This window comes from Mizugakiibacter sediminis (genome assembly GCF_000953855.2).
GTDB lineage: Bacteria > Pseudomonadota > Gammaproteobacteria > Xanthomonadales > Rhodanobacteraceae > Mizugakiibacter > Mizugakiibacter sediminis.
Window position 1 is genome coordinate 6,877 of the sequence record NZ_DF970222.1, and the last position, 23,654, is coordinate 30,530.

At 73.7% G+C, this 23,654-nt stretch carries 12 protein-coding genes and 1 pseudogene; 6 read left to right on the forward strand and 7 right to left on the reverse strand.

Annotated features, from left to right (window positions below; translation table 11 throughout):
* Window positions 1-1,100: pseudogene (locus MBSD_RS15470) on the reverse strand (hypothetical protein); the annotation flags it as partial.
* A 73-nt stretch (window positions 1,101-1,173) separates the two neighbouring features.
* Window positions 1,174-3,294 carry a RelA/SpoT family protein gene (locus MBSD_RS10170; protein WP_062537226.1) on the reverse strand — a complete coding sequence of 707 codons (2,121 nt, stop codon included), beginning with the start codon at window positions 3,292-3,294 and terminating at the stop codon, window positions 1,174-1,176.
* Between the two features lie 100 nt (window positions 3,295-3,394).
* On the opposite strand from MBSD_RS10170, the gene MBSD_RS10175 reads away from it, so the two are divergent.
* Together MBSD_RS10175 and MBSD_RS10180 are read left to right on the forward strand one after the other, a co-directional pair.
* A complete protein-coding gene (locus tag MBSD_RS10175; RefSeq protein ID WP_062537256.1) occupies window positions 3,395-3,880 on the forward strand; it encodes a hypothetical protein in 486 nt (161 codons plus the stop codon).
* A gap of 89 nt (window positions 3,881-3,969) precedes the next feature.
* Window positions 3,970-4,467 (forward strand): hypothetical protein, encoded by a 498-nt coding sequence (locus MBSD_RS10180; protein ID WP_062537227.1) that lies wholly within the window; start codon window positions 3,970-3,972, stop codon window positions 4,465-4,467.
* A 155-nt stretch (window positions 4,468-4,622) separates the two neighbouring features.
* On the opposite strand, the gene hrpA is transcribed toward MBSD_RS10180, so the two are convergent.
* Complete coding sequence (gene hrpA, locus MBSD_RS10185) at window positions 4,623-8,465, reverse strand: ATP-dependent RNA helicase HrpA (protein ID WP_201797480.1); 3,843 nt, start codon at window positions 8,463-8,465, stop codon at window positions 4,623-4,625.
* Between the two features lie 110 nt (window positions 8,466-8,575).
* Here hrpA and MBSD_RS10190 point away from each other — a divergent pair, with 110 nt between their 5' ends.
* The 4 genes from MBSD_RS10190 to MBSD_RS10205 all read left to right on the forward strand — a co-directional run bounded on the left by MBSD_RS10190 (window position 8,576) and on the right by MBSD_RS10205 (window position 17,499).
* On the forward strand, window positions 8,576-9,043 hold the full coding sequence (locus tag MBSD_RS10190) for a Dps family protein (protein WP_062537228.1): 468 nt from the start codon (window positions 8,576-8,578) through the stop codon (window positions 9,041-9,043).
* Window positions 9,044-9,369: 326 nt separating this feature from the next.
* A complete protein-coding gene (locus tag MBSD_RS10195; RefSeq protein ID WP_062537229.1) occupies window positions 9,370-11,910 on the forward strand; it encodes a glycosyltransferase in 2,541 nt (846 codons plus the stop codon).
* Window positions 11,911-12,037: 127 nt separating this feature from the next.
* Window positions 12,038-13,795, forward strand: coding sequence for an autotransporter assembly complex protein TamA (locus MBSD_RS10200; protein WP_062537230.1), 1,758 nt, complete (start codon window positions 12,038-12,040; stop codon window positions 13,793-13,795).
* On the forward strand, window positions 13,792-17,499 hold the full coding sequence (locus MBSD_RS10205; RefSeq protein WP_062537231.1) for a translocation/assembly module TamB domain-containing protein: 3,708 nt from the start codon (window positions 13,792-13,794) through the stop codon (window positions 17,497-17,499). Before MBSD_RS10200 ends, MBSD_RS10205 begins: the two co-directional genes overlap by 4 nt.
* Before the next feature lie 76 nt (window positions 17,500-17,575).
* Here MBSD_RS10205 and MBSD_RS10210 read toward each other — a convergent pair whose 3' ends face one another.
* Genes MBSD_RS10210 through MBSD_RS10225 form a run of 4 tightly spaced genes read right to left on the reverse strand, consistent with a single transcriptional unit; the run spans window position 17,576 to window position 23,578 of the window.
* On the reverse strand, window positions 17,576-18,262 hold the full coding sequence (locus tag MBSD_RS10210) for a cytochrome b/b6 domain-containing protein (protein WP_062537232.1): 687 nt from the start codon (window positions 18,260-18,262) through the stop codon (window positions 17,576-17,578).
* Between the two features lie 60 nt (window positions 18,263-18,322).
* Entirely contained in the window at window positions 18,323-19,681 is a 1,359-nt protein-coding gene (gene murD / locus MBSD_RS10215; RefSeq protein ID WP_062537233.1) for a UDP-N-acetylmuramoyl-L-alanine--D-glutamate ligase, read from the reverse strand.
* On the reverse strand, window positions 19,662-21,011 hold the full coding sequence (murL, locus tag MBSD_RS10220) for a UDP-N-acetyl-alpha-D-muramoyl-L-alanyl-L-glutamate epimerase (protein ID WP_062537258.1): 1,350 nt from the start codon (window positions 21,009-21,011) through the stop codon (window positions 19,662-19,664). The genes murD and murL overlap by 20 nt, the downstream gene beginning before the upstream one ends.
* 14 nt (window positions 21,012-21,025) lie before the next feature.
* The gene (locus MBSD_RS10225; RefSeq protein ID WP_062537234.1) at window positions 21,026-23,578 is read right to left on the reverse strand and encodes a bifunctional aspartate kinase/diaminopimelate decarboxylase; all 2,553 of its coding nucleotides are present in this window, start codon (window positions 23,576-23,578) and stop codon (window positions 21,026-21,028) included.
* Window positions 23,579-23,654 lie beyond the last annotated feature (76 nt).

A 23,654-nucleotide genomic window follows, 5' to 3' on the forward strand; every position in this document is an offset into this window, starting at 1 on the left:
TCGAGCAGGCGGCCGGCGTCGTCGAAGCGGCCGGCGTCGATCGCCGCGCTGGCCTGCACGATCAGCGCCTGCGCGACCTGGCCCAGCCCGGCCTTGGCGCGCGCGTTGTCGGGATCGACCGCCAGCACGGCGTCGAACTGCGCCAGCGCATTGTCGTCGCCCTCGCCGGTGAAGCGGCCGGCGCGCAGGAAGGCCTCGCCGTCGGCGAGGCGCTTGTCCTGCGCGGCCTGCGCCTCGCGGTCGGCCTGCGCCAGCGCGGCGCGCAGGCTGGGCAGGTCGCCGTAGTTCGGCAGCAGCGCGGTCAGGCGGTCGGCGAGCGCGCCGGCCTTCGCGCGGTCGCCCTGCGCCAGCGCCTCGCGCGCCTGCTGCGCCAGCGCGTCGCCGACCTGGTCGAGGCCGTGGCGGGCGACGGCGTTGCCGGGATCGGTGGCGAGCGCGCGGCGGAACAGCGCCGCGGCGCCGTCGTCGCCGTCCAGACGCCCGTCCGCGAGCGCCTGGCGGGCGCGTACGACCAGTGTTTCCAGCGCGCCGCTCTTGGTGCGCTCGGCGCGGATCGCCTGCGCCACGCGGTCGACGTCGGCGCCGCCGCCGAGCAGCGCGCGCGCGGAAGCCAGCGCCGCGTCGGCATCGTCCAGCCGATGCTGGGCCAGCGCCTTGCGCGCCTGCTCGAGTTCGGCGTTGCCGACGTTCTTCAGCCCCTGCAGGGCGTGCTCGTTGTCGGGCTCGAGCGCGCGCGCGGCTTCGTACAGCTCGCGCGCGCTGTCGCCGGCGCTGCCGTCCAGTTTGCCGGCGGCCAGCGCCGCGTCGGCGCGCTCCAGCACGGAATTCAGTTCCGTGCGCGGCAGCAGCGCGCGCAGGCGGTCCTGGTGCACCACCGCCCAGCTGCCGGCGGCGAGCAGCAGCACCGGCAGCAGCCACTTCCACGCGTGCCGGCGCGGACCGCGCGCGGGCGCCGCGCCGCCGGGGCGGCGCGGGGCGGCGTCGATCACGATGTGCGGCAGCCCGTCGTCGGCCGGCGGGGCGCCGGGCCGATCGAGGTCGAGGTCGCCGAGGGTGGGTTCGGTGCGGCCGCGCGGGGGAAGATCGTCTCGTCCGGCCATGGTCGACGCGGGTGGGGAATCGACCGTTAGATTAGCACCGGAGGCGCGGCGTTCCCCGACGCGCGCGCGCGATTCAGCCCGCGGCCAGCCGGCGCGCGTCCAGCACGTTCGGCAGCGCGGCCAGCCTGGCCAGCAGCGCGGACAGTTGCTCGTAATCGCGCACGCGCAGGGTGAAGCGCATGTCCACCTCGGCGGTGCGTGTGGTGACGCGGCTGGACGAGGCGACGATGTGCGCGCCGCTGTTGGTGATCACGCTGGTGACGTCCTTGTGCAGGCCCTTGCGGTCGTAGCCGCGCACGTCGATGTCGACCTCGTAGGCCTGCGCCGGCGCGCGGCCCCACTCCACCTCGATCACGCGCTCGGGATCGCGCGCGCGCAGCCGCGCCAACGCGCGGCAGTCGGTGCGGTGGATCGACACGCCGCGGCCGCGGGTGATGAAGCCGGCGACCGGATCGCCGGGCAGCGGCTGGCAGCAGCGCGCCAGCACGGTGAGCAGGTTGCCCACGCCCTGGATGGTCAGCGCGCCGTGGTCGGCGGGCGCGCTGCGCTGCAGCGGCGCCGCGGACTGCGTCACCTCCGGCGGCGCGGCCGGCTCCTGCAGCGCGCGGGCGATCTGTCCCGGCGTCACCTCGCCCAGCGCCAGCGCGACCAGCAGCTCGTCGTGCGTCTTCAGGTGGAACTTCGCCGGCAGCTTCTCCGGCTCGGCGTTGGCCAGCGCGAGGCGCTTCAGCTCGCGCTCGAGGATGGCGCGGCCGACGGCCAGGTTGGTCTCGTGGTCGGCGCGGCGGAACCAGGCGCGCACCTTTTCCTTCGCGCGCGCCGTGGCGAGGAAGCCGTGGTGCGGCGACAGCCAGTCGCGGCTGGGCTCGGACACCTTGCCGGTGAGGATCTCGATGCGGTCGCCGCTGGACGGCTGGAAGCCCAGCGGCACGATGCGGCCGTTGACCTTGGCGCCGCGGCAGCGGTGGCCGACCTCGGTGTGCACGTGGTAGGCGAAGTCGAGCACGGTGGCACCGCGCGGCAGGTCGAACACCTCGCCCTTCGGCGTCAGCAGGTAGACGCGGTCCTCCAGCAGGTCGGTGCGGAAGCCGGCCAGCAGCGCGGCGTCGTCCTCGCCATCGCCGCGGCCCTCCAGCAGGCGGCGCATCCACGCCACCTTGGCCTCGAAGCCGGGGTCGGCGCTGCCGCCTTCCTTGTAGCGCCAGTGCGCGGCGACGCCGAGCTCGGCGGCGCGGTGCATGGCGTGGGTGCGGATCTGCACCTCCAGCGTCTTGCCCTCGGGGCCGATCACCGCGGTGTGCAGCGAGCGGTAGTCGTTGCCCTTGGGACGCGCGATGTAGTCGTCGAACTCGCCGGGCACGTGCGGCCACAGCGAGTGCACCACGCCGAGCGCGGCGTAGCAGGCGGGCACGTCGTCGACCAGCACGCGCACCGCGCGGATGTCGTACAGGCCGGAGAAGTCGACGCCCTTGCGGCGCATCTTCTTCCAGATCGAGTAGATGTGCTTCGGCCGCCCGGCCAGGTCGGCGCGGATGCCGGCCTGCTCCAGCGCCGCGCCCAGCGTGCGCACGCAGTCGGCGATGTAGGCCTCGCGGTCGGCGCGGCGCTCGTCGAGCAGCTGGGCGATGCGCTTGTAGGTGTCCGGCTGCAGGTAGCGGAACGCCAGGTCCTCCAGCTCCCACTTCAGCTGCCAGATGCCGAGACGGTTGGCCAGCGGCGCGTGGATGTCGGCGGTGAGCTGGGCCAGCGCGCGGCGCTCGTCCTCGGGCAGGGCGGCGGCCGCGCGCATGCGCGCCAGTTGCCGGGCCAGCAGCACGAACACCACGCGCAGGTCGCGGATGATCGCCAGCAGCAGCCGGCGCAGACCTTCGGCGCCGCCGCCCGGCGCGCGCTGCGCATGCAGCGCCCACACGCGTTCCGCGGCGAGCTGGCCCTCGACCAGGCGGCGCACGCCTTCGGGCAGCGCGGCCGCCTGCGCCGGCCAGTCAACCGGCGCCGCCCGCGCGCGTTCGAACCAGACAGCCGCGGCGAGCGTCTCGTCGTCGCAGCCGAGCGCTTCCAGCAGGTCCAGCACCGCGTTGCACTCCGCGGTCGCCGCGGCTGGAGGGCCGAGGGCGCGCAACGCGGCGTCCAGCAGCGGACCGCCGGCGCGCCGGCCGGTGCCATCCGGGACGATGTGCGGAGACGTCGCCATGCCACGGCCGAAAGGTCTTCGAAAGGCCTCCAGTTTAGCCGTTGTGACGCGGCTCACGGACCTTTGTGCCGCGCCCGTGCCGCTTGCTATGATCGATCGCATGCCTACCCTCCGCTCGACCTCCCTCGCCGCCGCGCTGTTCGCCGTCGCGCTGGCGGCGACCCCGGTGCTGCATGCGCAACAGTCGTTCTCCTCGCTGGAGGAGCGCATGTCCTCCGCCGAGTTCAAGGCCGCCGGTCTCGACAAGCTCACCCCCGAGGAGCTGAAGACCCTCGACGAGTGGCTGCGCACCCACGGCACCGGCGGCACGCAGCTGGTCACGCCGGGCGGCAAGCCGGTGTTCTATCCCAGCGAGGCCGCGCGCAAGGAAGAACAGGGCCATCTGGTCGGCCGCTTCGCCGGCTGGACCGGCGGCAGCGTGTTCACCCTCGACAACGGCCAGGTGTGGAAGCAGGCCGAATCGGGCAGCTACGTCTGCCCCGAGCGCGACAACCCCGCCGTCACCCTGAAGCCGATGCTGCTGGGCAGCTGGCTGATGTACGTGGAAGGCTGTAACCAGAGCGTAAGAGTCCAGCGGATACGCTGAGCGGGTCGTCGCGACCGCGTGTCCGCCGCGCGGCCCACGCGCGGACGCCAGCGGCCGCGACGCGTTCCTCCTGCCAGCGAGTCTCCGCCATGCACCTGCCGCGCCTGCGTTTCCTCGCCCTCGCCTGCCTGCTCGCCGCGCCGCTGCTCGCGGCCGGCGCCGAACCGGCGCCGCACGGCTTCTCCTCGCTCGAGGAAACCATGCCCTACGCCACCTTCCGGAAGCTCGGCCTGGACAAGCTCAGCCCCGAGCAACTCGAAGGCCTGAACGCGTGGCTGCGCGAGCACGGCATGCCCGGCCAGGCACCGGCGGCGCCGGGCGCCGGCGCGGCGGCCGCGAACGCGGCCGCGGCGAGCGCCCCGGCGCGCGCCTTCAGCAGCCGCATCGCCGGCAAGTTCAGCGGCTGGAACTTCGACACCGTGCTGACCCTGGAGAACGGCCAGAAGTGGCGCGTGCTGGACCACGATCCGGTGCTGGCCAATCCCCGCATGAATCCCAAGGTCACGCTCGAGCCCGGCATGTTCGGCAGTTGGTCGCTGAGCGTCGAAGGCGTGACGGAAGTCGCCCACGTCGCGCCGGTGCCCTGACACGCCCCTTCGGCTCCGCACCCGCGGCGCTACGCTCGGGGCGAACGGCGACCCGGCCGATCCGACCGGTAACGACTGGCCGAGCGCTAGCGGCGTTCATCCGCGTCGATCGGTGTCCAGCAATCTCTTCCGGCCGGATACCGCAGAGATGCTGCTCAGCCCAGCGCCTCCAGCGCCTTCGCCAGGCGCTTGGGCGAGACCGGTTCGGCGGTCTTCAGCTCCTGCGCGAACAGCGACACGCGCAGTTCCTCGATCAGCCAGCGCAGCGCGTCCAGTTCTGCCGATGGCGCGCCGCGCGCGCGCTTGCGGTACTCGCGCCAGTACGGCTGCACCTGCAGCATGCGCGCCTGGTCGCGCGCGGGGTCCTGGCGCAGGCGCTCGGCGCGCAGGCGCATCGCGCGCAGGTAGCGCGGATAGTGCGCCAGCCGCGCCGCCGGCAGCTCGCGCAGGAAGTGCGGCGCGAGCAGCGCCTCGCGCTGCTCGCGCAGGTCGTCGTAGCTGGCGCGCGCGAAGCCGAGCAGCGGCGGCTCCAGCCACGGCGCCAGCTCCGCCTGCGCCTCGACGATCGGCTCGGCCAGCTTCAGGCGTTCCACCGCGGCGGCGAACAGTTCGCGCGCGAGCTCCGCGCGCAGCGCCTCGAACGCGGCGCGCGTGCGCACGTCGAGGTCGCGCGCGGCCAGCAGGTCGCGGAAGCCGGCCTCGACCAGGTCGTCGCGCAGCGCGTCGGCGCCGCCCAGCGGCGCGTACTTCAGCGCCAGCGCGTTGCCGATCGGCAGCTGCCGGCGCGCGCGCTTGAACTCGCCGGCCAGCGCGTTGCGCAGCAGCCGCGTCACGCCGGCGACGTGCGCGGCGCGCGCCTCGTCGGCCTGTTCGAACACGCGCAACGCGGCGGTCTCGCCGAGATCGACCAGCGCCGGATACGCGGCCAGGCCGCCGGCGGCGCGCACCTCACGCGGGATGTCCTCGAACTCGAACGCGGCCACTTCCTCGCGCACCAGCTCGGCGTCGGCCTTGCGCGCGAACGCTTCGCGCGCACGCGCCGACCACTCGGCGCGGATCGCCTCGAGGTCGCGACCCTCCGCCAGCGTGCGGCCGGACTCGTCGTGCACGCGGAAGCGCATGCGCAGGTGCGCCGGCAGCTCGCTGCCGGCGAAGGCGCCGCCGTCGATGGCGACGCCGGTCGTGCGCGCGAGGAACGCCGCCAGCGCCTCGGCCAGCGGCCGATCGCGCGGCGCCTCGGCCTCGGCGAAGGCGCGCGCGAAGTCCGGCGCCGGCACGAAGTTGCGGCGCAGCGCCTTGGGCAGGCCGCGGATCAGTTCGGCCGCCTTGTCGGCCAGCAGGCCCGGCACCAGCCACTCGCAGCGCACCGCCGGCACCGCGTTCAACAGCGCCAGCGGCAGGTTCAGCGTGACGCCGTCGGCGGGATCGCCGGGCACGAAGCGGTAGTCGAGGCGCAGGCGGTGGCCGGCGATCTCGAGCGCGGCCGGGTAGGCGCGCGCGTCCAGCGCGGTCGCGCCGTCCAGGACGTCGTCCAGCGTCCAGCGCAACGCCGCCTGCTCGGCCGGCGCGGCGCGACGGTACCAGGCGTCCAGCGCCGCCGCGCCGGCGATGTCGGCAGGCAGCTTGCCGGCGAAGAACGCGGCCAGCGCCTCCTCCGGTTTCAGCAGGCCCTGGCGGCGCTGCTTGGCCTCCAGCTCGCGCGCCTGCTCCAGCACGCGCGCGTTGGCGCGCACGAAGTCGGCGCGGCAGTCGATGTCGCAGCGCGCCAGCGCTTCGCGCAGGAACACCGCGTGCGCCTGCGCCGGGTCCTGGCGCTGGAAGACCACCGCGCGTTTTTCCACCAGCACGAGGCCGAACAGCACGGTCTGCTCGTAGGCCACCACCACGCCGCGCTTGCGCGACCAGTGCACGTCGCGATGGCTGCGCCGCACCAGGTGCGCGGCCTGCTGCTCGATCCACTCGGGCTCGACGCGCGCGCAGGTCATGCCCCACACCTTGCCGCCCAGGTCGACGATCTGCGCCGCCAGCAGCCACGGCGGCGCGGCCTTGGCGAGCGCCGAACCGGGGAAGATCTGGAAGCGCCGCTCGCGCGTGCCGCGATAGACGCCGCGCTCGTCCTTGCGCCCGACCTGCGTGGGCAGGCCGGCGAGCAGGCAGCGGTGCAGCGCCTCGTACTCCGCCGTCTCCGCGCGCGACTTCCAGCCGAGTTCCTGCGCCAGCAGCAGCAACTGCCGGTGCAGCTCGCGCCACTCGCGCATGCGCAGGAAGCTGAGGAAGTGCCGCGCGCACCACTCGCGCAGCTTCGACTGGCCGAGCTCCTCGTGCGCGGCGCCGTAGGCCTGCCACAGGCGCAGCACGGAGACGAAGTCGGACCTGGGATCGGCGAACGCCGCATGCGCGGCGTCGGCCTGCTGCCGCGCGTCGGCCGGGCGCTCGCGCGGGTCCTGGATGCCGAGGAAGGCGACGATCGGCAGCAGCTCGCGCAGCGCGCCGAGCCGCGCGGCCTCGACCAGCATGCGCGCCAGCTGCACGTCGATCGGCAGCCTGGCCAGCGTGCGGCCGATCGGCGTGAGGCGGCGGCGCTCGTCGATCGCGCCGAGCTCGGTCAGGCGCCGGTAGCCGTCGGCGATCGCGCGCTCCTCGGGCGCGTCGAGGAACGGGAACGCCTCCACCTCGCCCAGCTCCAGCGCCAGCATGCGCAGGATCACGCCGGCCAGCGAGGAGCGCAGCAGCTCGGGGTCGGTGTAGCGCGGGCGGGCGGCGTAATCCTCCTCCGCGTACAGCCGGTAGCAGACGCCGGGACCGACGCGGCCGCAGCGGCCCTTGCGCTGGTCGGCGGCGGCCTGCGAGATCGGCTCGACGTGCAGGCGTTCGAGCTGGCTGCGCTGGCTGTAACGCTTGACGCGCGCGGTGCCGGTGTCGACCACGTAGCGGATGCGCGGCACCGTCAGCGAGGTCTCGGCGACGTTGGTGGCGAGCACCACGCGGCGCTGCGGCCCGGGCTTGAACACGCGGTCCTGCTCGGCCGCGGACAGCCGCGCGTACAACGGCAGCACCTCGGTCTCGCGGAACTTGCGCCGCGCCAGCGCGAGGTGCGCGTCGCGGATCTCGCGCTCGCCGGGCAGGAACACCAGCACGTCGCCGCGCGGGTCCTCGGCGGTGATCGCCTCGACCGCCTCGACCACCTGTTCGGCGAGGTTGGCCTCGCCGCGCTCCGCCGGCGGGCGCCAGCGCACCTCGACCGGCCAGGTGCGGCCCTCCACCTCGACCACCGGCGCGCCGCCGAAATGCGCGGCGAAGCGTGCGGTGTCGATGGTCGCCGAGGTGACGATCAGCTTGAGGTCGGGCCGGCGCGGCAGCAGGCGCTTGAGGTAGCCCAGCAGGAAGTCGATGTTGAGGCTGCGCTCGTGCGCCTCGTCCAGGATGATCGTGTCGTAGGCGCTCAGCCAGCGATCCGCGCCGGTCTCGGCCAGCAGGATGCCGTCGGTCATGAACTTGACCAGCGTGTCCTCGCCGACCTGCTCGGTGAAGCGCACCTGGAAACCGACCCGGCCGCCGATCGTCGTGCCCAGCTCCTCGGCGACGCGCCGCGCCACCGCGCGCGCGGCCAGCCGGCGCGGCTGGGTGCAGCCGATCATTCCGGCCTCGCCGCGGCCGGCGGCGAGGCAGAGCTTGGGCAACTGCGTGGTCTTGCCGGAGCCGGTCTCGCCGGCGACGACGACGACCTGGTGTTCGCGGATCAGGCGCACCAGCTCGTCCGCCCTGGCCGCGAGCGGCAGCGATTCGTCCAGCCGGATCGCCGGCTTGGCCGCGGCGCGCGCCGCGCGCCGCGCGGCGGAGGCCTCGATGTCGGCGGCCAGCGCGGCGAGGCGCGCCGGCTCGGCCTGCCGCGCCAGCGCGCGCCAGCGCCCCAGCAGGCGGCCGTAGTCGCGCGTGCAGACGCCGCCGAGCGCCTGGCGCAGCGATGCGACGGTGGGCGGTGACAACGTTTCGTTCATAGGAACCGCGCATCATAGCCGCACGCTATCGGCGGCATCGAACGCTTCCATTTCCTTTCGCCGCCGTGGCGCATTAGGCTGGAAACCCCTCTGGCAAGGAGAAGCATCCCATGGCGATCGACATCGGCATTTCCAAGAAGGACCGGGAAAGCATCGCGAAGCACCTCTCCAAGCTGCTCGCCGACACCTATTCGCTCTACCTCAAGACCCACGCCTTCCACTGGAACGTGACGGGTCCGATGTTCAACACGCTGCACCTGATGTTCGAGCAGCAGTACAACGCGCTGTGGACCGCGGCGGACGCCATCGCCGAACGCATCCGCGCGCTGGACGTGGTGGCGCCGGGCTCCTACACCCAGTTCGGCAAGCTCACCGCGATCCGGGAGGAAACCGGCGTGCCGGAGTGGAAGGTGATGGTCGAGCAGCTCGTCGAGGGCCACGAGACGGTGGCGCGCACTGCGCGCGAGACCTTCAAGGCCGCCGACAAGGCCGACGACCAGCCCACCGCCGACCTCGCCACCCAGCGCATGCAGGAGCACGAGAAGACGGCTTGGATGCTGCGCTCGCTGCTGAAGTAGGCGCCGGAAACCGGCGCCGCAGCCGCAGCACCGCCCCGTCGTCCCGCCGCCGGCCGGAACCGGGCGCCGATGCGCGCCCGTCGAATGGCGCCGCCGGGCCCGGCTCGCGTTCGCGACGACGGCCTTGCGCCGCGATGGCGGTCGTGGAGTCCTTCCCGCATGAGCCGCCGCGCCACCTGACCTGCGGCTAACCATCGCCGCGCGGCGCATTGAGCGCGCCTCGGCGCTTCGTTAAGCTCGCGGAGTTTTGTCGCCGCCCGGCCGCCGAGACCCGCTTGAACCCTCCTTCCCCTCCGTCCCGCCGCACGCTCGTCGCCGCCTTCCTGATGGCGACCCTGGTCGCGGCGCTGAACTTCGGCCTGTGGTGGTGGGCGAACCGGCCGACGGCGGTGGTCGACTGGGACGGCCCGGTCGGCGGCTTCGCCTTCAGCGCCTTCCAGCGCTACCAGAGCCCGTTCACCGACAGCTATCCCAACGCGGCGGAACTGGCCTCCGACATCGCTCTGCTGTCGAAGTACACCCACCGGCTGCGCACCTATTCGACGCTGGACAACCCGGAGATCCCGCGCCTCGCCCGCGACGCCGGCCTGCAACTGCTGGCCGGCGCCTGGCTGGACCGGCGCTGGGAACACAACGAGCGCGAGCTGGCGGCGCTGATCGCCGCCTCGCGCCGCTATCCCAACATCACCCGCGTGATGGTCGGCAACGAGGTGCTGCTGCGCAACGACATGACGCCGGCGCAGTTGATGGCCTACCTCGACCGCGCGCGCGCGGCGATCCGCCAGCCGGTGTCGACCGCCGAACCCTGGCACATCTGGATGAAGTATCCGGAGCTGGCCGACCACGTCGACTACATCACCGTGCACCTGCTGCCCTACTGGGAAGGCGTGCCGCGCAAGGACGCGGTCGGCCAGGCGCTGATGCGCTACCAGCAGATCAAGGACCTGTTCCCCGGCAAGCACGTGGTGATCGGCGAGATCGGCTGGCCGTCCAACGGCGACCGCTACCAGTACGCGCAGCCCTCGGTCGCCAACGAGGGCATCTTCCTGCGCCAGTGGATGAACGTCGCCCGCGAGCGCGGCATCGACTACTACCTGATGGAAGCCTTCGACCAGCCCTGGAAGGAGAACCTGGGCGAAGGCCGCGTCGGCGCCTACTGGGGCATGTTCGGCGCCGACCGCAAGCCGAAGTTCCCGTTCTCCGGGCCGGTGATCGAGGACGTCGACTGGCCGTGGAAGGCGCTGGCCTCGGCGGCGCTGGCGTTCCTGCCGATGCTGTGGTTCGCGCGCCGCTACGGCCGCTTCAAGCCGGCGGGACGGCTGTTCTTCCTCGTGCTGATCCAGCTCGCCGCCGGGCTGATCGTCTGGTCGGTGACGGTGCCGTTCCAGTTCTACCTCGGCGTGATCGACTGGGCGATGCTGGTGATCCTGTTCCCGGCGCAGTTGGCGATCCTGGCCGTGCTGCTGATCAACGGCTTCGAATTCACCGAGGTGCTGTGGCGGCGCAAGTGGCTGCGCCACGCCGGCCCGCTCGAGCCCGAGCCGGGCGCGCCGCAGCCGTTCGTGTCGATCCACCTCGCCTGCTACAACGAGCCGCCGGAGATGGTGATCCTCACCCTCGACTCGCTGGCCGCGCTGGACTACGAGAACTACGAAGTCCTGGTGATCGACAACAACACCAGGGACGAGGCGATCTGGAAGCCGGTCGAGGCGCACTGTGCCAAGCTGGGGCCGAAGTTCCGCTTCTTCCATCTGGCGCCGTGGCCGGGCTTCAAGGCCGGCGCGCTCAACTACGGCCTCAAGGTCACCGACCCGCGCGCCGACGTGGTCGCCGTGGTCGACGCCGACTACGTGGTGCGCCACGACTGGCTGCGCGCGTTGACCGGCTACTTCCACGACCCCAAGGTCGCCGTGGTGCAGTGCCCGCAGGCGCACCGCGACTTCGAACGCAACCCGTTCCGGCGCATGACGGCGTGGGAGTACGACGGCTTCTTCCGCATCGGCATGCACCACCGCAACGAGCGCAACGCGATCATCCAACACGGCACCATGACCATGGTCCGGCGCAGCGCGCTGGAGGGCACCGGCGGCTGGTCGGAGTGGACGATCTGCGAGGACGCCGAGCTCGGCCTGCGGCTGATGCATTCCGGCTACGAGCTGGTCTACGTCGACGAGCTGATGGGCAAGGGCCTGACGCCGGCCGACTTCAAGGCGTACAAGTCGCAACGCACGCGCTGGGCGTTCGGCGCGATGCAGATCCTCAAGGGCCGCTGGGGCTGGCTGGTGCGCAAGGGCCCGCTGACCGCCGGCCAGCGCTTCCACTTCCTGACCGGCTGGTTCAGCTGGTTCGCCGACGCGCTGCACCTGGTGTTCACGCTGATGGCGCTGTACTGGACCGCCGGCATGATCGGCCTGCCGCAGGTGTTCAGCCTGCCGATGCAGCTGTTCCTGGTGCCGGTGATCGGCTTCTTCTTCGCCAAGGCGGCGTTCGGCATCGTGCTGTACCGCGCGCGCGTGCCGTGCGGCTGGCGCGACACGCTGATGGCCTCGCTGGCCAGCATGGGTCTCAGCCACGCCATCGCGCGCGGCATCCTGCAAGGGTTGGTGAAGAAGAAGGGCGAGTTCGTCGTCACCGCCAAGAGTCGGCGCATCGGCGGCGGCGCGTTCGGCGCGTTCGCGCCGGTGCACGAGGAACTGCTGATGGCCACGGCGCTGGCGCTCGGCGTGATCGGCATGCTGCACGCCTACGGCGGCACCTATCTCGAGGGCAAGCTGTGGGTCGGCATCCTCGCCGCGCAGTCGATCCCCTATCTCTCCGCGCTGGCCGGCGCCTGGATCGCGCACCGCGCCGGCTCCGAAATCGGCTGAGCGCCGCGGCCGCGCGCGCCGGTGGCGCGCGCCGCGGGCGAGGCCGTCGCGGCGGACGGCGCAGCGCCGCGTTGATGCGCCGCGAACCGCGCACCTGCTATAAGCGCTGCACGGAAAGGCATTCGCGATGAGCCGGCCCCTGCGACGCCTCGGCCCCCTGCTGCTCGCCTGCGCACTCCTCGCCGCGCCCGTCGCGCGGGCGGCGCGCGTGTCGGTGAGCGTCGACGGCGTCGACGATGCGCTGAAGCAGGCGGTGCTGGCCGGCGTCGAGGTCCAGCAGTACGCCGCGCGCGACGTCACCGAAGCGCAGTTGCGGCGCCTGTACGAAAGCGCGCCCGCGCAGGCGCGTCGCGCGCTGGAACCCTACGGCTACTACAACGCCCGGGTCGACGGCGAGCTGCGCCGGACCGAGGGCGGCTGGCAGGTGGTCCTGCATGTCGCTCCGGGCGAGCCGGTCGAGGTGGCCGCGCTGGAGATCGCGCTGGAAGGGCCGGCCGCCAGGTTGCGCGAGGTGCGGCAGGCGATCCGCCGGTTCGAACCCAAGGTCGGCCAGCCGCTGGACCAGGCGCGGTACGAGAAATCGAAGTCCGCGATCGGCGCCGCGCTGACCGAGACCGGCTTCCTCGACGCGCGCCTGACCGTGCACCGCATCGAGATCAGCCGCGCCACGAACCGCGCCACCATCCGCCTGGCCTGGGAGCCCGGCCGGCGCTACCGCTTCGGCGCCACCGACTTCCAGGGCGCGCCGTTCCGCCGCGGTTTCCTCGACCGCTACCTGCCGTGGAAGCCGGGCGACTATTTCGCGTTGAGCCAGTTGCTGGAACTGCAGCGGCGCCTCACCGACGCCGACTACCTCGCCTTCGTCGACGTCGAGCCGGACCTCGAGCACGCCGTCGACGGCGTGGTGCCGATCAAGGTCGGCGTGGCGCCGGCCAAGCGCACGGTCTACACCGCCGGCATCTTCGTCGGCACCGACACCGGCCCCGGCATCCGCGGCGGCATCCAGCGACGCTGGATCAACGACCGCGGCCACAAGTTCGGCGTCGACACCCTGATCGCGCAGCGCCTGAAGACCGCCGCCGTCACCTACGGCATCCCCTATCCCGGGCCGAACGACCGCCGCTTCAACTTCGGCGCCAACTTCCGCGACGAGGACACCGCCACCTCGCGTTCGCGCACCTTCGGCCTGGTCGCCAACGAGACGCGGCAGTGGCACGGCTTCATCCGCACCGTCGGCCTGCACCTGCTGACCGGCGACTTCACCGTCGGCAGCGGCCCGGACGCCGAGCGCGGCAACACCACCCTGCTCTATCCCGAGTTCGGCCTGTCGAAGAAGGTGGGCGACGACCCGCTGTTCGTGCGCCGCGGCTGGTCGTTCGGCGTCGCCGCGCGCGCCGCCTCGCGCGGCGCGCTGTCGCAGGCCAACTTCGCGCAGGTCACCGCCGACGCCAAATGGATCCGCGCGTTCAAGGGCCGCAACCGCCTGATCCTGCGCGGCAGCGCCGGCGCCACCTGGACCGACGACTTCGGCAAGCTGCCGCCGGAACTGCGCTTCTTCGCCGGCGGCGACCGCTCGATCCGCGGCTACGGCTACCAGACCATCGGCCCGAAGAACGATGCCGGGCTGGTGATCGGCGGCAAGAACCTCGCCGTCGCCAGTGCCGAAGTCGAGCATTATTTCACGCGCAACTGGGGCATGGCCGCGTTCGTGGACGCCGGCGACGCCTTCACCTCCACCGCCGACTTCCGCCTGAAAACCGGTGTCGGTCTGGGTGTACGCTGGCGCTCGCCGGTCGGCATGGTGCGCGTCGACCTGGGCACGCCGGTGCGCGACCGCCAACGCCGCGGCGTGGAGCTGCACATCGTGATCGGGCCCGACCTATGACGTGGCTGCGTCGGCTCGCGCTGATCGTCCTCGCGCTGGCGCTCGTCGCGGGCGGCGCGCTCGGCTGGCTACTGTACACGACCTCCGGTCTGCGCTTCGCGCTGGCGCGCGCCGAGGGCGCGCTGGGCGGCCGGCTGGCCGTGCGCGGCGCCGCCGGCACGCTGGCCGGCCCGCTGACGCTCGCGGATCTGCGCTGGCGCGACGCCGGCGTCGACGTGCGCGTCGCCCGCGCGCATCTCGACTGGTCGCCGTGGCCGCTGCTGGCGAAGCGCCTGCACGTGCGCACGCTGGACGTCGACGGCGTCGACGTCGCGCTGACCGCGCGGCCGCCGCAGCCGCCGAGCGAGACGCCGTTCGACCTGCAGCCGCCGCTGGACCTCCTGCTCGACCGCCTGCGCGTCGCCCGCGTGCGCGTGACGCAGGACCGCCGGCCGGCGTTCGCCGCCGATACGTTCGACTTCGCCGGCGCCTGGACGCACGACGGCCTGGAGGTGCGGCGGCTGGCGCTGCGCGCGCCCGACGGCCGCGTCGACCTCGCCGGCACGCTGGCGCTGCGCCGCGGCTACCCGGGCCGGGGCCGCGCGCAGTTCGACTGGAAGGCCGGCAGCGCGCGCTACGCCGGCACGCTCACCGCGCGCAGCGACGGCGCGCGCGCCGACCTCGCGCTGACGCTGGCGCAGCCGGCCGCGGCCACGCTCGCCGGCACCCTCCGCCCCGCCGAACCGTGGGCGTGGACGCTGGCGCTCGATGCGCCCGCCTTCGCTCCGGCGCCGCTGCTCGGCGAAGGCGCGCTGAAGACGCTGGCGCTGCACCTCGAAGGCCGCGGCGATCGCAACGGCGGCGAGCTGCGCGGCCGCGTCGACGCCGACGGCCACCGCGTGCTGCTCGATCCGCTGCGCTTCGCGCTGACGCCCGACCTGCTGCGCGTCACGGCGCTGACGCTGCGCGCGCCGCAAGTCCCGGGCACGCTGCAGGCGCACGGCGACGTGCGGCTGAAGGCACAACCGGTCGCCGCCGAATTCGCGGTGTCCTGGCGGGACGTGGTGCTGCCCGCCGACCTGGCCGGCCAGGCGCTGGCCACGCACGGCGACCTGCACCTCGTCGGCAGCAGCGCGCGTTACGCCGCGCAGGGCAGCTTCGCGCTGGGGCCGCCGCAGCACGTGGCCGATTTCGCCGTGGTGCTGGACGGCACGCCGCAACAGATCGCGCTGCAGACGCTGCGGCTGGTGCAGCCGCAGGGCGACCTCGACGCGCGCGGCACCCTGACCCTGCAGCCGCGCCTCGGCTGGGACATCGAAGCGATCGCCCGGCGCCTCGACCCCGGCGCGTTCTTCGCCGGCTGGCCCGGCGCGTTGGACTTCCGCCTCGCCAGCCGCGGCACGCTGACCGACCGCGGCCCGCAGGCGACGCTGAAGCTCGACCGCGTCGGCGGCACGCTGCGCCGGCGCGCCGTGCGCGGCCGCGCCGACCTGCGCCTCGCGCCGGACTACGTGGTCGACGGCAACCTCGAACTCGCCTCCGGCGGCAGCCGCGTCGCCGTGAGCGGCCGCGGCGGCCAGGCCACCGACGCCGCGGCGACGCTGGCGATCGCTTCGCTGGGCGACTGGCTGCCGCGGGCGTCCGGACGTCTGGACGGCCGTTTCGACGTCGCGGGCCGCTGGCCGCGGCTCGCCGTGCGCGGCCAGCTCGCCGGCGAGCGTCTCGCCTACGCCGGCGCGCAGATCGACGCGTTGCGCCTGCAGGCCGACCTGCCCGACCTCGGCACGCCGGGCGGCAAGCTCGATCTCGCCGCGCACGGCGCGGCCGCCGCAGGTTTCGCCTTCGCCAGCATCGCCGCGCACGGCGACGGCGTCGCCGAAAAACACGCGCTGCGCGTCGACGCGCGCGGCGCGCAGCTCGGTCTCGCGCTGGCGCTTTCCGGCAGCTATCGCAACGCCGCCTGGAACGGCACCCTCGCCGCGCTGCGCCTCGAACCGGCGGGCATGCCCGCGTGGACGCTGCAGCAGCCGGCGCAGCTCGCCTGGCGCGACGGCGCGGCCCGCCTGTCGCCGCTCTGCCTCGCCGCCGGCGAGCCGCGCGTGTGCGTGGCCGGCCAGCAGACCAAGGACGGTGCGGCCAGCGCGAGCTATCGCCTCGAGCGTCTGCCGGTCGCGCTGATCGCCGCGCTGGCCGCGCCCGCTGCGCCGCTGCGCTTCGACGGCACGCTGGACGGCAGCGGCGAGCTGCGCCGCGCTGCCGACGGCGCGCTGTCCGGCAGCGCCGTCCTGCGCTCGGCGGCCGGCAGCATCGCCTATCCCGAGAACGCCGGGCAGCCGCTGCTCGGCTGGCGCGATCTCGCCGCGGAGGCGACGCTGTCGCCCTCCGCGCAGCGCGTCACGCTGCACAGCGCGCTCGCCGACGGCGGCCGCATCGACGGCGAAGCGACCGTCGGCGGCGCGCAGCGCGCGCTGTCCGGCACGCTCGACGCCAACCTGCCCAGCCTCGCCTTCGTCGAGCTGCTGACGCCGCAACTGGCCGCGGTGAAGGGCGCGCTGGACGGCCGCTACACGCTGGGCGGCACGCTGGACGCGCCGCGCGTGGCCGGGCGGATGGCGCTGCGCGGTTTCGCCGCGGAGGTGCCCGCGGCCGGGCTGAAGCTGCACGACGGCGAACTCGCGCTCGAGGCGCGCGACGCCGCGCACTTCGCGATCGACGGCCACGTCGGCTCCGGCGACGGCACGCTGGCGGTGAAAGGCACGTTGAGCACCGTCGCCGGTGAGCCGTTGCGGCTGGACATCCGCGGCGAGAACTTCCTCGCCGCCGACATTCCCGCCGCGCGCGTGCGCGTCAGCCCCGAGCTCGCGGTCGCGCGCAGCGACGGCAGCTACGCCGTCACCGGCCGCGTGGCGATTCCCGCCGCCGACATCGACCTCACCAAGCTGCCCGGCGGCGGCGCGGCGCAGCGCTCGCCCGACGTGGTGGTCGTCGACGAGCCGAGCACCCCCGAGGGCGCCGGGCTGCCGGTCGCGGCCGACATCGCCGTGACGCTGGGCGACGAAGTGCATCTCAAGGGCTTCGGCCTTGACGGCAAGCTCGGCGGCCAGCTCGCCGTGCGCGACCGCCGCGGCAAGGCCACCACCGCGCGCGGCGAGATCCGCGTCGACGGCACCTACAAGGCCTACGGCCAGAACCTCACCATCGAGCGCGGACGATTGCTGTTCGCCGGCACGCCGATCGACGACCCCGGCCTCGACATCACCGCGGTGCGCAAGCTGCCGGACGTGACGCCCGGCCTGCGCGTGCAGGGCACCGCCCAGCGGCCGGTCCTGACGGTGTTCGCGACGCCGCCGATGGAGCAGTCGGAGGCGCTGTCCTACCTGATCACCGGCAAGCCGCTGTCGGCGCTGAAGAGCGGCGAGGGCGACATGCTGAGTTCCGCCGCGCGCGCGCTCGGCACCGCCGGCGGCGACCGCCTGGCCAAGCAGATCGGCAGCCGGCTCGGCCTCGACGAAGCGGGCGTGGCGAGCAGCGAAGCGCTGGGCGGCGCCGCCTTCAGCGTCGGCAAGTACCTCTCGCCGCGCCTCTACCTCGGCTACGGCGTCGGCCTGTTCACGCCGGGCGAGGTGGTGACGCTGCGCTACACGCTGACGAAGAAGCTGCGCTTCGAAGCGCAGAACGCCACCACCGGCAGCCGCGCCGGCCTCGACTACCGCTACGAGCGTTGATGTCCCGCCTTGCGCGTCGCCACGACGCGTCGCGCCGCGACCGCGCAGGGCGGAACCGCCGCGCAGCGTGCGATCGTCAATACGTCGCGCCGCCGGCTTCGCCCCAGGCCACCACGCCCCACACCAGCGCCGCAGCGATCGTCAGCAGCAACAGCGCGCGCCACACGGGCGCGAAACGCAGCGCGACCGCCGCCGGCCAGCGCTTCCAGCCGTGCAGCATCGGCGCGATCAGGTTGTCGCGCTTGAACCACAGATGCGCGAACACCGCGCCGACGTGCAGCGCGACCAGCGCCAGCAGCAGCTTCTGGTTCGCCTTGTGCAGCGCGCTCATCAGCGCCACCGTGTCGTCGGCGACGCGGCCCGCCAGCGGCCCGAACAGGGTGATGTCGTCGCTGCTGAACAGGCCGGTGACGGCCTGCAGCGCCAACGACAGCAACAGCGCCAGCACCGACCAGCCGCCCAGCGGATTGTGGCCGAGCGTGCGCGCCTCGCGCTGCGCCAGCGTCGCGCGCAGGTAGGCGGCGACGCGCGCCGGGCCGCGCACGAAGTCGGCGAAGCGGCTGCTCTGCGAGCCGGCGAACCCCCAGGCGATGCGGAACAGCACCAGCGCCAGCGTCGCGTAGCCGAAACGGAAGTGCCAGTCCATCGACAGCCAGTGCCACTCGGCGGTGCCGTACTGCAACAGCACCAGCACGGCGAGCGCGCCGTGCGTCAGGCGCGTCGGCAAGTCCCAGGCTTTCACGCGTTGCATCGCCTTCGACATGCGCGCTCCTCGTCCCGGGGCATGGCCGCGCCATGATGCCGACGCCGGCTTACCGTTCGCTTAGGCGACGCCCAAGCCCTCGATGCCGGTGATCGCCGCGCCGTCGAAGCCGGCCAGTTCGGCGAAGCGGCGGCCGCGCGCGGCGTAGTCGCGGAACTGGTCGAAACTGGGCGCGCCGGGCGACAGCAGCACGCAGCCGCCCGGCGGGGTCAGCGCGTGCGCCTGCGCCACCGCGTCGGCGAGATCGGCGCAGCGCGCGGCCACCGCCACGCCGGCGCGCTCGAGTTCGTCGGCGATGCGCGCGCCGCTGGCGCCTTGGCAGATCAGCGCCAGCGGCGGGCGTTCGCGCATCCGCGCGACGAACTCCGACCAGTCGAGGCCGCGGTCGTGACCGCCGACGATCAGCGTCACCGCGCGCCCTTCGAGGCTCTGCAGCGCCGCCAGCGCGGCCTGCGGCGTGGTGCTGATCGAATCGTTGATCCAGGCGATGCCGTCGCGCTCGCCCAGCCGCTGCAGACGATGCGGCAGCGCGCGGAAGCTGCGCAGCGCCGGCGCCGCGGCGCGCGCGTCGAGATCGAGCAGTTCCAGCGCCGCCAGCGCCGCGCAGGCGTTCGCGGCGTTGTGCGCGCCGGGCAGCGGCAGCTCGGCCAGCGGCAGCACGGCTTCGGCGGCGCGGCGGATCGCGCCGCCGGCGACATGCCAGCCGTCGGCGTCGCCGAACGTGCGCCGCCGCGGATGCGCCGCGGTCAGCTCGAGCAGCCGCGGCTGCGCGGCGTTGACCAGCAGCGTGCGCGCGGCGTCCGCCAGCGCCAGCTTGTCGGCGACGTAGCGCTCGCGCGAGCCGTGCCAGTCGAGGTGTTCCTCGTACAGGCTGGTGACCACGCCGAGCTCCAGCGGCCCGGCCTCGCGCGTCTGGAAGCTGGACAGCTCCACCACCCACAGCGCGGCCTGCGCCTCCAGCAGCTCCAGCAGCGGCATGCCGATGTTGCCGGCCAGCGCGGTGCGCACGCCGAGGCTGCGCGCGAGGTGCGCGATCAGCGCCGTGGTGGTGCTCTTGCCCTTGGTGCCGGTGACGGCGATCACGCGCGCGTCCGGCCGCTCGCCGAACCACAGCGCCGTGCCGGAGGTGAAGCGCGTGCCGCGCGCGGCGGCGGCGGCGATCTCCGGGCGATAGGCGCTGATGCCCGGCGACTTCACCACCACGCCGTGGCGCGCCAGCGCGTCGGCGTCGGGCGGCACGTCGATCACGGTCACGCCTCCGACGAAGGCGGCGCGCGCGTCGGCGGCCTCGGCGGGCAGGCAGTACAGCGTCAGCGGCTTCCCCGGCGCGCGCGCGCGCAGCGCGGCCAGCGCGGCGCAGCCCTCGCGGCCGTAGCCCCACACCGCGACGTCGGCGTGCTCAAGCTCCGCGAATCGCATCCAGCGCTCCGCTCAGCCGCGCCGGCAGCAGGTGTTCGCCGCTCGGCTCGAGCCAGGGTTCCAGCGCCAACTGCGCGGTGAGGATCTGCGGGCGGATCTCCTCGCGGTAGCGCGCCACCAACGCGTCCTCGCGCCATTCCGGCCGCTGCGCGAGCGCCTCCATCGCCGCGCGCGCCTCGGCCGCCTCGCCGACGCACTCGAACGGCTTGTGGTCGCGGTACTCCATCAGCGCGTCGAAACCAGCGGTTTGGGCGTCGTCGTCCAGCAAGTTCCGGCCGAAGATCGCCAGCAGCCGCGGCTTGGGCAGGAACGGCGCCAGCGCCAGGAACACGAAGTGGCACTTCGGGCACTGCCCGCACCAGCGGTCGGCGGGGCGCGGGCCGAGGATGCGGAAGTTGCGGTTGCAGCTGGAGAACGCGTCGAAGTACTGCGGCAGGCGCGCGAACGCGCGCGTCACCGCCAGCTCGGAGAACGGCCGCAGCAGCGAGCAGTAGTGCAGGTCGGCGGCGACGTGCGACTTCAGGTAGGCGTGGAACATGCGCTCGAAGGCGAGGCCCTTGCTCCACTGGTGGTTGACCGCCTGCCCTTCGTACTCCAGCGTCGCGCTGGAGGCCGAGCGTTCGTTGGCGAAGGCGATGGTGTCGTGGCCGTACAGCAGCGCCGCGCAGGCGAGGATCGCCGAATTGATCGCGGTCACCGGGATGTGGCCGTTCCATGCGCCCAGCCGGTTCAGCTCGAACAGCAGCGGCGACAGCTCGCGGCCGAGGTTCAGCATCGGCAGGCCGGTGCGCGACGCGCAGGCCTCGATCAATGCCGAGCGGCCGACCCACGCCGCGGTCGCCTGCTCGCCGATGCGCTTCAGCGCCTCCACCGCCACCAGCGAATCCTTGCCGCCGCCGATCGGCACCAGCGTGCGCCGCGGCAGGTGCAGCGTCGTCGCCGGCGCGCCCGCCGTGCCGCCGCGCGGGAAGCGGATGCGGCCGCGCAGGTCGAGCCTGTTGCGGTAGGCGAACTCGGCCAGCCCGTGCAGGTACAGCTCGTCCATCAGCGCGGCGGCGGCGGCGTCCGGCGTCCAGCCGTCCACCACGATGCGGGCCGGCACGCCGGCCTTGTAGTAGCTGACGCCGGCGACGAGGTGCAGCAGACGCAGCGCCGCGTCGAAGGCGGCGCGGCGCTCCGCCGGCAGCGCCGGCGCCTGCGGAAACACGACGCGCTCGACCAGCTCGGGGCCGTCGTCGAACGCATACGCGAGTTCGGCCACGCCGTCGGCATAGCCGCAGCGAACGAAACGGAAGGCCTGCGCCTGGCGCGGGTCCTGCAGTGCGGGCATGGTCTTCTCCGCGCTCATTCGATCACCGTCTCCTCCGCCGGCTCGCGCAGGTTGTAGCGCGAGGCCATGGCCGCGCCGTAGGCGCCGGCGTTGGCGATCAGCAGCACGTCGCCCTCGGCGCTGGCCGGCAGGCGGCGGTCGCTGCCGAGCACGTCGCCGGTTTCGCAGATCGGGCCGACCACCTGGTACAGCGTGTCGGCCTCGGCGTCGAGGCGGCTCAGGTTGACGATCTCGTGCCAGGCGGCGTACAGCGCCGGACGGATCAGCGAGTTCATGCCGGCGTCGGCGCCGAGATAGTGCGCCGCGCCCTTGCGCTTGTCCTGGGTGACGCGCGCCAGCAGCACGCCGGCCTCGGCGACGAGGTAGCGGCCCGGCTCCATCCACAGCGCGTACTGCGGATAGGCGCGCTTGACCTCGGCGAGATGGCGCATCACCGCGTGCACGTCCAACGGCAGGTCGTCCGGGTGCGCGGGCACGCCGAGGCCGCCGCCGACATTGAGGAATTCGATGCTGCCGATGCGCTCGGCCAGGCTGGCGAGTTGCGCGTAGACCTCGCCCCAGTGCGCGGCGTCGAGGATGCCGGAGCCGAGGTGCGCGTGCAGGCCGCGCAGGCGCGCGCCGCAGTCGTCGGCCAGCGCGAGGAAAGCGTCGAGCTGATCCAGCGGCAGGCCGAATTTCGAGCCTTCGCCGCCGGTGCGCACCTTGTCGTGGTGGCCGAGGCCGCGGCCGAGGTCGACGCGCAGCGCGATCTCGCGCCCCTTGAACAGCCGGCCCCAGTGCTGCAGCGGATGCAGCGCGTCCAGCGTGGTGAGGATACCGTCGGCCAGCGCCTCGGCGTAGTCGCCGCGCGGCGCGAAGTTGGGCGTGAACAGGCGCGGCGCGGACGCCGGCACGTTGGCCGCCACCGCGGCCAGCTCGCCGGGCGAAACGCACTCGAAACCGAGGCCTTCCTCGGCCAGCGCGCGCAGCAGCACCGGATGCGGATTGGCCTTGACCGCGTAGTACAGGCGGTCGATGACGCCGCTGGCGCGCAGCGCCCGTGCATGCGCGCGCACGGTCGGCAAATGGTAGACGTAGCGCGGGCTGCGCTCGGCGGCCAGCTTCAGCAGCCGCGGCCGCGCCGCGCGCCACCACGGCGCCGGCGCCGCGGCGGCGGCGCGGCCGTACAGCGCCTGCCAGCTCGGGCCGAACAGCGTCGCGTCGTCGGCACGCAGCGCGCCGGCGCGCACCAGCATCTCGTGCAGGCGCGGCAGCAGGTCGTCGACCACGTCCTCGTCGACGACGAAGGTGAGGTTGAGGTTGTTGGACGACTGCGTGATCAGGTGCACGCGCAACTGCCCGAACTCCGCCAGCACCGCCGACAGCTTGTGCAGCATGCCGCGCATGCCGCGGCCGACCAGGGTCACCGCCGCGCACGGCGCGATCACCTTCACGCGGCAGACGCGCGCGAGGTCGGCGGCCAGCGCGGCGACCACGTCGGAATCCAGCAGGTTCTCGGTCGGGTCCAGCGACACGGTGACGTTGGTCTCGGCCGAACCGATCAGGTCCACCGACAGGCCGTGGCGCTTGAAGTGCGCGAACACGTCGGCGAGGAAGCCGACCTGCTGCCACATGCCCACCGACTCCATCGACACCAGGGTGATGCCGCGCCGCGAGCTGATCGCCTTGATGCTCGGCGCCTGCTCGCGCACCTCCGGGCCGATCTCGGTGCCGGCCAGCTCGGGGCGCTGCGTGTCCTTGATCAGCAGCGGCACGCGCGCCTCGCGCAACGGCGACAGGCAGCGCGGATGCAGCACCTTGGCGCCGGTGGTGGCGATCTCCTGCGCCTCCTCGTAGTCGAGGCGGGTCAGCAGCCGCGCCGCCGGCACCTGGCGCGGGTTGGCGCTGAACATGCCGGCGACGTCGGTCCAGATCTCGACGCGCGCGGCGCGCAGCAGCGCGCCGAAGTACGACGCCGAGGTGTCGGAACCGCCGCGCCCCAGCAGCACGGTGCGGCCCTGGCCGTCGCGGGCGATGAAGCCTTGCGTGATGAACACCTCGCCGCGCGCGGCGAGGTCGGCCGCCAGCGCCGGATCGTGGCGCGGCTCGACCTGCGCCGACAGCAGCCGCGCGCGCTCGTTGAGGAACGGCAGGTCGGTGGCGGCGTAGCAGGTGCGCGCGTCCAGCCACTGCGTGGACAAGCCTTTCGCGGTCAGGAAGACGGCGCCCAGCGCGCTCGACAGCAGCTCGCCGTGCGCCTGCACCTCGGCCTGCCAGGCCAGCTCGCCGCCGGCGCCGGGGCCGTCGGCGGCGGCGCGCTGCAGCGAATCCAGCCAGCGCTCCATCGCCTCGACGCGGCCGAGGCCCATCTCCGCGGCCAGCGCGCGGTGGCGCTCGGTCAGCCGCCCGGCGGCGGCGACGCGCTCGTCCGGCGGCAGCGCGCACAACGCCTTCAGCGCATCGGTGACGCCGGACAGCGCGGACACCACCACCACCACGCGCGCGCCCTCGGCGCGGCGCGAAGCGGCCAGGCGCAGGATGGTGTCCCAGCGCTCGCGGGTGGCGACGCTGGTGCCGCCGAACTTCACGACGATCCAGGGCGCTGCAGGCGGCAGCGGCGCGGCGGCGGGAGCGCTCACGGTGGCAGGCAGAGGGGCGTCGGGC